A 3,694-nucleotide genomic window follows, 5' to 3' on the forward strand; every position below is an offset into this window, starting at 1 on the left:
GCGCCAGCAGATAACGCGCCAGACGATTCGCCCGCGCATCCAACTCCGCGAACGACAACCGCTCACCGCCGGCCACGACCGCCACCGCATCCGGCACCTCCGCCACCCGCGCCGCGAACAACCCCGGCACCAACACCGAACCAAAACCGACCGCCGAGTCGTTCCACTCCACCAACACCCGACGACGCTCATCCGCGTCCAGAACATCCACCGAATGCACGGCCATGCCCGGGTCGCGCGTCACCGCGTCCAGCACCCTGCGCAGGGCGGATCCGATCCGTTCGGCCGACTCCACGTCGAACAGGTCGGCCGCCGCCACCACCGAACCTCGCAGGCCCCTGGGCGCACCCGCCGCGTCGAACGCCTCGGTGAGCCGCACCTCCAGGTCGAACTTCGCGGTCCCCCTGCCCGCGAAGGCGCCGCCGGTCGCCTCGCCGTCGGTGCCGGTGTCCGCCGTCACTCGCTCGGCGGTGTTGTTCTGCAGGTCCAACTGGACCTGGAACAGCGGGTGGCGTGACCGGGAGCGGGCCGGAGCGAGTTCCTCGACCAGTTTCTCGAAGGGGACGTCCTGGTGTGCCAGAGCGGACAGCGTGGCCTCGCGTACCCGGTCCAGCACCTCACGGAAGCTCGGCCGGCCGGAGAGGTCCGTCCGCACCACCAGCGTGTTGATGAAGAAGCCGACCAGGTCGTCCAGCGCCTCGTCCGTACGGCCGGCGTTCGCCGAACCGATAGGGATGTCCGTCCCGGCACCGAGCTTGGAGAGCAGCACCGCGAGCGAGGCCTGGAGCACCATGAACGGTGTCACGCCTGCCGCCCGGGCCACCTCCACCAGTCGCGCGTGCACGTCCGCCGGAATCTCCAGCGGCAGGCGGTGTGCCCGGTGGGAGGCGACCGCGGGACGCGGCCGGTCCGCCGGCAGCGCCAGCTCCTCCGGCACCCCGGCAAGTGCCCCACGCCAGTAGGCGATCTGCCGCGAAACCAGGCTCTCCGGGTCGCGCTCGTCACCGAGCAGTTCACGCTGCCAGAGCGTGTAGTCGGCGTACTGGACGGGCAGCGGCTCCCACGTCGGGGCGAGGCCCGCGGACCGCGCCTGGTACGCGGTCGCGACGTCCCGGCTGAGCGGCTCCTCCGACCAGCCGTCGCCGGCAATGTGGTGGAGCACGATCAGCAGGACCCTGTCCCCCGGCCCGGACTCGAACAGCGTGGCGCGGATCGGCAGGTCCGCCGACAGGTCGAAGGCGTGGCCCGATGCCTCGGCGAGGGCGTCCTCCAGCTTCTCCTGCGGGACCTGTACGACGGGCAGCTCCCAGTTCAGGTCGTCCATGTCGACGATGCGCTGAAACGGTTCGTTCTCGTCCTGCGCGTACACCGTGCGCAGCACTTCGTGCCGCCCGATGACGTCGCGCAGGGCCGCGCTCAGCGCCCCGGTGTCGATGCCGGCCGGGAGCGAGATCCGGAACGGGATGTTGTACGCCGGGCTGGGTCCCTCCAACTGGTCGATGAACCAAAGTCGTTGCTGCGCGAAGGACAACGGAAGGCGCTCCGGCCGTTCCCCGGCGCGCAGGGCGAGTCGAGCCTCGGCCGAGCCGGTGAGGCGGGCCGCGAGCCCGGCGACCGTCGGCGCCTCGAACAGGGTCCGCAAGGGCACCTCGGCACCCAGCAGCACCCGCACCCGGCTGATCAGCCGGACGGCGAGCAGGGAGTGGCCGCCCAGGGCGAAGAAGTCGTCGTCGACACCGACCCGCTCCAGACCGAGCACCTGCGCGAACGCGGCGCACAGCAGCTCCTCGTGGAGGGTCGCCGGGCCCCGGCCCTCGCCCGCGGTGTAGTCGGGTACGGGCAGCCGGTCGGTGTCCACCTTGCCGTTGGCCGTCAGCGGGAGTTCGTCGAGCAGCATCACGGTGGCCGGCACCATCGACTCCGGCAGCTGCTCCCGGACGAACGCGCGCAGCTCCGCCGGGTCGACCTCGGCGCCCGGCGCGGGCACCACGTACGCCACCAGCCTGCGGTCGGAGACCGCGCCGGACACCCGAGGAACCGACTCGTCGGCAGGACGGTCCGGGAAGACGGCCGGGGCACCCGTGCCGTCCACGACCCGCACACCGCTCAGCGGCAGCTCCGGGTTCGCCGTCAGTGTGTCCAGAAGGGCTACCAGACAGTCGGCGAACAGCAGAACCGTTGCCGCCTCGAACAGGTCCGCCGAGGCGACGACTCCGCCGTACAGGCCGGCCGGAGCCCCATCGTCGTCGAATGCCTCGCCGAGACCCACCTCGACGTCGAACTTCGACCGTGCGCCGGCCGACAGCGCCGCTGCCGCGGAGCGCGCACCGCCGAGTTCCAGCGTCGCCGACTGGTTGTTCTGCAGCGTCAGCGCCACCTGGAACAGCGGGTGCCGGGCCATGGAACGGGCAGGTGCGAGCTCCTCCACCAGCTTCTCGAACGGCACCTCCTGGTGGGCGAAGGCGGACAGCCCCGCCTCACGGACCCGGGCGACGACATCGGGGAACGTCGGGTCGCCGGACAGGTCCGTGCGTACCACCAGCGTGTTGACGAAGAAGCCGACCAGGTCGTCCAGCGCCTCGTCCGTACGGCCGGCGTTGAAGGTGCCGATCGGGATGTCGGTGCCGGCCCCGAGTCGGTTGAGAAGGACGGCGAGAGCCGCCTGCAGCACCATGAACATCGTCGCGCCCTCGGCACGCGCCAGCTCCGCCAGCCGGGCGTGCACGTCCGCCGGGATCCGCAGGGGCGCGTCGTGGCCGCGGTACGAGGAGACGGCGGGCCGGAGGTGGTCGACCGGGAGGTCCAGCTCGTCGGGACTGCCTGACAGGGCCTCCCTCCAGTACGCGACCTGGCGTGCCATCAGGCTGTCGGCGTCCTGTTCGTCGCCGAGCAGGTCGCGCTGCCAGAGCGCGTAGTCCGCGTACTGGACCGGCAGCGGCTCCCACACGGGTGCCCGGCCGGCCCTGCGCGCCGCGTACGCGGTGGACAGGTCCCGCGCCAGCGGCGCCGTCGACCAGCCGTCGCTGGCGATGTGGTGCAGGACGACGGTGAGCACAGGGTCCGCGCCGTCCCCGGTCTCGAACAGCCAGGCGCGGATCGGTACCTCCCGGGTCAGGTCGAAGGCGTGCTCCGCCGCCCGCTGCACCTCGCTCTCCAGGTCCGGCGCTGTCACCGGGACGACCCTGATCTCCCAGTCGAGTTCGGCGGGTCCCAGGATCCGCTGGTACGGCTCGCCGTCGACCGCCGGGAACACCGTGCGCAGCACCTCGTGCCGCTCGATCACGTCACGGAAGGCGGCGTCGAGCGCCTCCAGGTCGGTGTCGCCGGACAACTGGAGCGCCACCGGAATGTTGTAGGAGGCGCTCGACTCCTCCAGGAGGTTGAGGAACCAGAGTCTCTGCTGGGCGTAGGAGAGTGGGAGGTGGTCCGGGCGTGGCATCGGTGTGAGCGGAGTACGCGCGTTCTCGGCGCCCGTGAGGCGGGCAGCCAGGGCGGCGACGGTCGGCGCCTCGAACACGGTACGGATCTCGGCCTCGACACCCAGCACCGTACGAATACGACTGACCAGCCGCACCGCCAGCAGGGAGTGACCCCCCAACTCGAAGAAGTCGTCATCGACCCCGACCCGCTCCACACCCAGCACTTCGGCGAAGGCCAGACAGAGCAACTCCTCCTGCAGCGTCGCCGCACGACG

Annotated in this window: 1 protein-coding gene; it reads right to left on the bottom strand. The window is 71.4% G+C overall.

Annotated elements, in window-relative coordinates; all coding sequences use genetic code 11:
* A partial coding sequence (locus AB0L59_RS42145; protein WP_365593488.1) for a condensation domain-containing protein occupies nucleotides 1-3,694 on the bottom strand: 3,694 nt, incomplete at both ends.

Origin of the sequence: Streptomyces sp. NPDC052109 (genome assembly GCF_040680195.1) — a bacterium.
Classification (GTDB): Bacteria; Actinomycetota; Actinomycetes; order Streptomycetales; family Streptomycetaceae; genus Streptomyces.